This window comes from Undibacterium sp. TC4M20W (assembly GCF_049340245.1).
In the GTDB taxonomy this organism is placed as follows: domain Bacteria; phylum Pseudomonadota; class Gammaproteobacteria; order Burkholderiales; family Burkholderiaceae_D; genus Undibacterium.
The window spans coordinates 1-6,993 of sequence record NZ_JBMPPI010000057.1 but is presented as its reverse complement, the minus strand read 5'-3'; the positions used below and the strand labels follow the sequence as shown (position 1 = coordinate 6,993).

General features: G+C 49.7%; 5 protein-coding genes and 1 pseudogene. 1 reads left to right on the top strand and 5 read right to left on the bottom strand.

The genetic code is table 11. From position 1 onward, the window contains the following. The 4 genes and pseudogenes from ACO0LL_RS30195 to ACO0LL_RS30180 form a co-directional block, all read right to left on the bottom strand. A pseudogene (locus ACO0LL_RS30195) lies at positions 1 to 133 on the bottom strand (IS3 family transposase); the annotation flags it as partial. Positions 134 to 243: 110 nt separating this feature from the next. Continuing rightward, on the bottom strand, positions 244 to 1,920 hold the full coding sequence (locus tag ACO0LL_RS30190) for a long-chain fatty acid--CoA ligase (protein WP_422954518.1): 1,677 nt from the start codon (positions 1,918 to 1,920) through the stop codon (positions 244 to 246). A 371-nt stretch (positions 1,921 to 2,291) separates the two neighbouring features. Then, positions 2,292 to 4,406 carry a molybdopterin-containing oxidoreductase family protein gene (locus ACO0LL_RS30185; protein ID WP_422954517.1) on the bottom strand — a complete coding sequence of 705 codons (2,115 nt, stop codon included), beginning with the start codon at positions 4,404 to 4,406 and terminating at the stop codon, positions 2,292 to 2,294. Between the two features lie 159 nt (positions 4,407 to 4,565). After that, positions 4,566 to 5,483 (bottom strand): NAD(P)-dependent oxidoreductase, encoded by a 918-nt coding sequence (locus ACO0LL_RS30180; RefSeq protein ID WP_422954516.1) that lies wholly within the window; start codon positions 5,481 to 5,483, stop codon positions 4,566 to 4,568. Between the two features lie 147 nt (positions 5,484 to 5,630). Here ACO0LL_RS30180 and ACO0LL_RS30175 point away from each other — a divergent pair, with 147 nt between their 5' ends. Next, on the top strand, positions 5,631 to 6,170 hold the full coding sequence (locus ACO0LL_RS30175) for an acyloxyacyl hydrolase (RefSeq protein ID WP_422954515.1): 540 nt from the start codon (positions 5,631 to 5,633) through the stop codon (positions 6,168 to 6,170). A 564-nt stretch (positions 6,171 to 6,734) separates the two neighbouring features. Here ACO0LL_RS30175 and ACO0LL_RS30170 read toward each other — a convergent pair. Continuing rightward, a partial coding sequence (locus ACO0LL_RS30170; protein WP_422954514.1) for a hypothetical protein occupies positions 6,735 to 6,993 on the bottom strand: 259 nt, incomplete at its 5' end.

Here is a 6,993-nt window from a genome sequence, read left to right as displayed (position 1 = left end):
TTGATCTCCCCTGTATCCCGTACCGGCGCTGAGCTTCTACATAGGTCATCTCGCCTTTTTCTACTTGCTCTACTACTGATAATTTAAAAGTCAGCGTGTAATCTCGCTGACTCCTGCGTATCCCTGTGTCCATCTCACTTTCCTTTCAGGCTCTAGAAAAGTGTCAACTTTAATCAGGACGGGTCATGTGCAATAAAAAAAGGAAGGCATTGCCTTCCTTTTTTAGTATCAAGAGCGAGGTGCTCAGGCTTTTTTCTCGTCGCGTAATTCGCGACGCAAAATCTTGCCCACATTAGTCTTAGGCAACTCGGTACGGAACTCGATGTACTTTGGTTTCTTGTAACCAGTGAATTGTTCCTTGCAATAATCCATGAGCTGATCGACTGTCAGTGCAGGATCTTTGCGCACGACAAACAATTTCACCGCTTCACCAGAATTTTCATCCGGCACACCAACGCAGGCACACTCCAGCACGCCTGGATGCATGACGATGACTTCTTCAATTTCATTAGGATAGACATTGAAACCAGATACCAGGATCATGTCTTTCTTGCGATCGACAATCTTGGTATAACCGCGTTCATCCATGATGCCAACGTCACCGGTTTTAAAGAAACCATCTGCCGTCATGACCTTGGCAGTTTCTTCAGGACGGTTCCAGTAACCAGCCATGACTTGCGGGCCACGGATGGCGATTTCACCGCGTTCACCCAAAGCAACCGGGTTGCCATCATCATCCAGGATGGCTATTTCTGTAGAAGGAATAGGCATGCCTATGGTGCCAGAAAATACCTTGGTATCAGCCGGGTTGGCAGTGGCAACAGGTGAAGTCTCGGACAAGCCATAGCCTTCGGCAATGGCGCAGCCAGTAGTTGCCAGCCATTTGTCGGCCACGGCTTTTTGCACAGCCATGCCACCACCACTGCATATCTCATAACCAGAAAAATCCAGTGCAGCAAAGCCTGAATTGTTCAGCAAGCCGTTATACAGGGTATTTACCGCAGGGAAAATATTCACTCTGTATTTACCCAGTTCCTTGATGAAGCCAGGAATATCACGCGGATTGGGTATCAACAAATTCAAGGCACCGATGCGGGTACCAAGCAGGCTGCAGACAGTCAGCGCAAAGATGTGGTACAGCGGCAAGGCACAAACGATGACTTTCTGTTCATCGGTGTGACCGGCCATGCTGGGTGACAGCCAGGCATCGTTTTGCAGGATGTTGGCAACGACATTTTTATGTGAGAGCGTCGCACCTTTGGAGACACCGGTAGTGCCGCCGGTATATTGCAGGAAGGCCACATCATCATGTGTAGTCGTCACAGGTGTGAAACGAGTACCTGCAGCCTCGGACATCACTTTATTGAAGCGGATAGCATTCGGCAAGGAAAATGCCGGTACCATTTTTTTGACATGGCGCACGACAAAATTGACGATAGTTCCTTTCAAACCGCCCAGCATTTCGCCCATATTGGCAACAACGATATGCTTGATTGCGGTTTTGCTGAGTACCTGTTCCAGTGTGGTGGCAAAGTTTTCGAGTATGAAAATGGCTTCTGCACCAGAGTCCTTGAGTTGATGCTCAAGCTCACGCGGGGTATATAGCGGGTTGACGTTAACCACGGTGTAACCGGCACGCAGAACCGCCGCCATGACAACAGGATATTGCAAGACATTTGGCATCATGATGGCAACGCGTGCGCCTTTTTTCAGGCCCTTGCTTTGCAACCAGCCGGCCAGTTGCCTGGACATGGTATCGAGCTGGCCATAGGTAATACGCTTGTCCATACAGGCATAGGCATCACGCGCAGCATACTTCTGAAATGACTCGTCCAGCATTTGCACCAGGGATTGATACTGGTTGATATCAATTTCTGCCGGTACACCTGCAGGATAGTTTTTCAGCCAAATTTTATCCATATCTTCTCCGTCTCCTGTGATTGTTGTTTTATGCCTTTGCCTTGCACATCTTGCTTTGCATATTTCATCACGCATCATCAAGCATAATTACGCAGCTCGCGATAATACAAAGACAAGTATGAAAGACATGGGTTTCCTAGTTTCGATGCTATCGGCTAAGTTCGGCTAAAGCAAGCGATTTAAAGCTTACTTGAAAGCATCCTCTAGGTGAATTCCGCAGTGCAACAAATTCGGTTTGAAATAATTTAGACTGTTTTTGATATGCAACAACACCTGCCCGTCACAAGTGTGACAGGCCGTTTTCCGGTTGTTTTTAAATGGTGATGAAGGTGCTGATGGTGATGAGGGTGGCTGATGGTGATGAGGTTAAATCAGGCTGCGGTAGTCGGTATGGCAGTTGGTGCTGGTATGCACTTTTCAACTTGCACCAGCAAATCATAGAAAGTGGGTCCACCGCCCATGTCCGTCAGACGCTGGCTGGTGACTTCGTTGGCATTCTTGTGGTCATCCGCAAGTTTTTTCCACCAGATCGACAAGCCCACCACCAGGCCCGGCCTGGCTTTGTCAGTGACGCGGGCAACTGCTTCAAAACTGCCCCTGTCATTGAATATCCTCAACTTGTCGCCCTGGACGATATGGCGGCTGCTGGCATCTTGCGGATGTATGTCCAGATGCGGTTCACCCTCGGTGTCACGCAGGCTTTGCACATTGACGAAGGTGGAATTCAAAAAATTGCGGGCAGGTGGAGATATCATGGCCAGCGGATAACGCGCTGCCAGCTCTGCATTCGATGCCGCCGATTCATAGGGAGCGATGTAAGCGGGCAAGGGGTCTAGCCCATCGCGCTTCATGGTCTCGCTATAAAACTCGCATTTACCGGATGGTGTACCAAAGCCGCCATTGGCAAACGGCGCGTCTGCCACCTTCAGTTTGGCCCAGCCGGTTTTCTTTAATGAAGACCAGTCGAAGTGTACGGCATGTGCATGATTTTTATTAAAGGCCATTGCGGCGATATCATCATCGCTGTCTGCAAAACAGGCATCTTCAAAACCCATGGCCCTGGCAATCAAACGGAAAATTTCGGTATTCGGTTTGGCTTCACCAAGCGGGGTAATCGCAGGATTATTCGCCATCATGTACAGATGGCCGTAGGTGCTATGAATGTCCGTGTGTTCCAGTTGCGTCGTTGCTGGCAATAATATGTCTGCATAGTCTGCAGTATCAGTCTGGAAGTGTTCCAGAACGACTGTAAACAGGTCTTCACGCGCAAAGGCTTGCGCCACTTTGGATGACTCAGGTGCGATGGCGACGGGGTTGGAGTTATAGACGATTACGGCACCGACTTTGGGGCCAAACTCTGCCGAGGCTTCACGCAATAAATCATCACCTATGGTGCTCATATTGATGGTGCGGCGAGGGAAACCTTCGGGGAATAAATCCGGTCTTTGCAAGGCTGCCGTATTTTTGGGGAAGGCATCTGACATCGACAATTGCGTGCCGCCAGCAGCATGACGCCAGGCACCTGTCAGCGCAGGCAGGCAGGCGATATTGCGCACTGACATGCCGCCACCATGCACCCTTTGCACGCCATAGTTCATGCGTATCATACTAGCTTCACCACGCTTACCGCATTCGCCATATTCTTTGGCGAGTTGAACGACTTCATCGGCGCTGATACCGCATACCTCAGCGACGCGCTCTGGTGTCCATTCTGCAACCCGTTCACGCAATTGTTCAAAGCCCAGGGTATGTTCTGCGATGTAATCATGATCGAGCAAGTCTTCACGTATTAGGACATGCATGAGACCGAGCGCCAGGGCAGAATCAGTACCCGGCAACAGGGCAATATGCTGATGGCATTTTTCAGCAGTCAGTGAACGGTAAGGATCAATCGCGATCAGCTTTGCACCATTGCGCTTGGCCTCTTGCACGCGCATCCAGAAATGCAAATTAGAGGCTATAGGATTGCCGCCCCACATGATAATCAGTTTGGCATTCTGGGTATGTTCTATGTCAGCGCCCTGCCGCGTACCTACCGTATATTTATAGCCAACACCACCTGCTGTCGCACATATCGTGCGGTCCAAAAATGAAGCACCAATCTTGTTGAAGAAGCGCATTGCTATGCTCTCGCCCTGCACCAGGCCCATGGTGCCAGCATAACTATAGGGCAGAATGGACAGAGGATTGCTGGCAGCCAGTGGCTTGAGTTTTTCTGCAATGGTCGCAATCGCTTCTTCCCAGGTTATGCGGACAAACTTGCCCTCACCTTTTTTGCCTATGCGTTTTTGTGGATAAAGCAGACGGTCAGCATGGTAAGTGCGTTCTGTATAACGCGATACCTTGGTGCACAATACACCTGCCGTTGTTGGATGTGCAGGGTCGCCTTTTACTGACGTGGCGACGCCGTTTTCTACAGTCACATGCAGGGCACATGTATCGGGGCAATCATGTGGGCATACGGCTTTGACGATATTGCTGCTCATAGTAATCCTGGTTCAATTATTTACTTACTACTGTGTTGCTTCTTCACTTAGTACTGCATCAAGCATTGCGTCCGTCTATTGCACCTATCTTATTCCAGAGTCTGTTATGGCTACCGATACACAAATGCTGTTTTTCTGCGCATCAGCAAAGATTCATTCCTACTCTGGCAATATATCCTGCTTGTCACTCAAGCGCTTACCCGGATTCTTATGTTCCAGTGCCAGCAAAGCTGCAGAATGATCAGCATGCGGATAAACGGGCAGCAAGCTGCGATAGACATCCGTCACCAGTTTGGTGATCGGCAAATCAACGCCCGCATGCTGTGCAGCGATCAGGATATTTTCCATATCCTTGGCCTGGCTTTTGACCTGCCCACCAGGCATGAAAGTTCTGTCCAGCATGCGCTGACCATGCACTTCCAGTATACGACTCTCGGCAAATCCACCTCGCAATGCCTGGCGAACCGCTGCGGGATCGGCACCACCTGCCTGTGCCAGCAATAAAGCCTCGGCCACGATATTAATTGTTGCACCAACTATCAGTTGATTACAGAGTTTGGCTAGTTGCCCTGTACCTGGGCCACCCACGCGTTGTGGCTTGCCCATGGCAGACAATACCTGTACCGCCTCTGGATAAACTGCTTCATCTGCACCCGCCATGATGGCCAGGCTGCCCGCTTCCGCACCAATGACACCGCCAGAAACCGGCGCATCAATAAAATGCACACCCTGTGTTTGCAGCAAGGTATGCAACGCCTGTGCCTGCGATTGCTGTATGGAACTCATATCGATGACGATACTCCCAGCGCGCAAGGCTGGCAGGATTTGTGCGATCACACCTGTCACAGCGCCGCCATCTTCCAGCATGGTAATCACGATATCCGCATGGGATTGCTGGACTGCCAGCAAGGCCGTTTCGGCCACGATACCGCCATCTGCTGTGAGCGCTTCTGCTTTTGCGCGGGTACGGTTCCATACTGTCACTGGATACCCTGCAAGTAACAAGCGGCGCGCCATGGGCTTACCCATTAAACCAGTGCCCAGAAAAGCGATATTTGTTTCAGATACTGTCTTCACACTGATCCTTTAATGCGGATATGATGGTCGGAACTTAATTGTAAACGCTAGCTCTTAGCAGCGCATTGCAAGACATTGCTACAATAGGGGCTGCGGTTTTATATTAGTGTCCCATTGATTCCTTATTTTCACCTGAAAGCCCTTTTTATGCGCCTGCGTATCTCATCTTTAATTGCCGTTGCCGTCACTGCCATGTGCGCCAGTTCATCCGTATTCGCCATTGATACTGTTTCTCTGGAATTTGCCACTGGAAATAAAACCAAGATGCTGCGCCTTGGCTTGCAATCCGCCTGGTCCAACCAATGGTTTTCCTCCAATGGCACACACGTCGGCGGCTACTGGGACTATACCCTTGCGCAATGGCGTGGCAGTAATTTCGAAGGCAAGGGCGGCACACAGAATTTGGCAGATATAGGCGTTACTCCCGTCTTCCGCTTTCAAAATGATAGCAAAAAAGGTGTCTATGGCGAAGCCGGCATAGGCTTGCACATGCTGTCAGAAATCTATGACAACAACAGCCGCCATTTTTCGACCAACTTCCAGTTCGGTGACCATATCGGCGTCGGTTATGTCACCAAAGACGGCTGGGATTTGAGCTTCAAGATCCAGCATTATTCAAATGGTGGCGTTAAACATCCAAATCCTGGTGTGAATTTTGCGGTGTTGAAGGCTGGGTACGCATTCTAAGTAACTATACGCAATTTGCATTTGCTAAATAAAAAGGAGCGTAAGCTCCTTTTTTATTGTCTATAAGTTCGTGATTCATGTCCGGTATGAGTAACCAGCATGGTCATGCGAATCCTCTTCATCTCCGACATCATCAGTCGTATCAGGACTAAGGCTTGTTTTTCTGCACATACTTTATTAGCTCATAAGCGAACATCCCTCCTAATCCACGAAAGCCGCTGGAACACCAGCCCGGTAGCCTCCTGCCTGCGCAGGAGCGACGATATTAAGTTTTCACGTTGAAATACGCGCATGCGGACGCAAAGATTTGAGCGACAGCTTCAACAATGATAGTGATTCTGGCAGCCAGTCGCATAGGTTGCAAGAGCGTTGCTCTCAAATTCGTCGCTCCAGCGCAGGCTGGAGCCCAGTGTCGTTCGCTGGTGAGCCGTGCCGGTAATCAAGAGAGAGAATAAGTGATCAGCCGGTGGTGCGCACGGCGCACCCTACTGCGTCAGGGGAGCTATATAGTCCCAAGAATGAAATAAAAAAGCAAAGACACAGAGTAGAAGTAGAGATTTCTCTTCATTTTCTGCTGTTCTTGCCTTCCTCTGTGAAGCTCTGTGTCTCGGTACCTCTGTGTTGAGGGGTCTTGACGTAGTTTTTGATTCTTTTGATGCTTGTTACTGCGTAGTTACTGGTCGGCGTATTTTCGTCCGCACAAAAGCAAAACCCCCACTCAATTAAATGAGCGGGGGTATGCGGAATAAAAGCCTGACGATAACCTACTTTCACACTGGTTGCAGCACTATCATTGGCGCGTAATCGTTTCACGGTCCTGTTC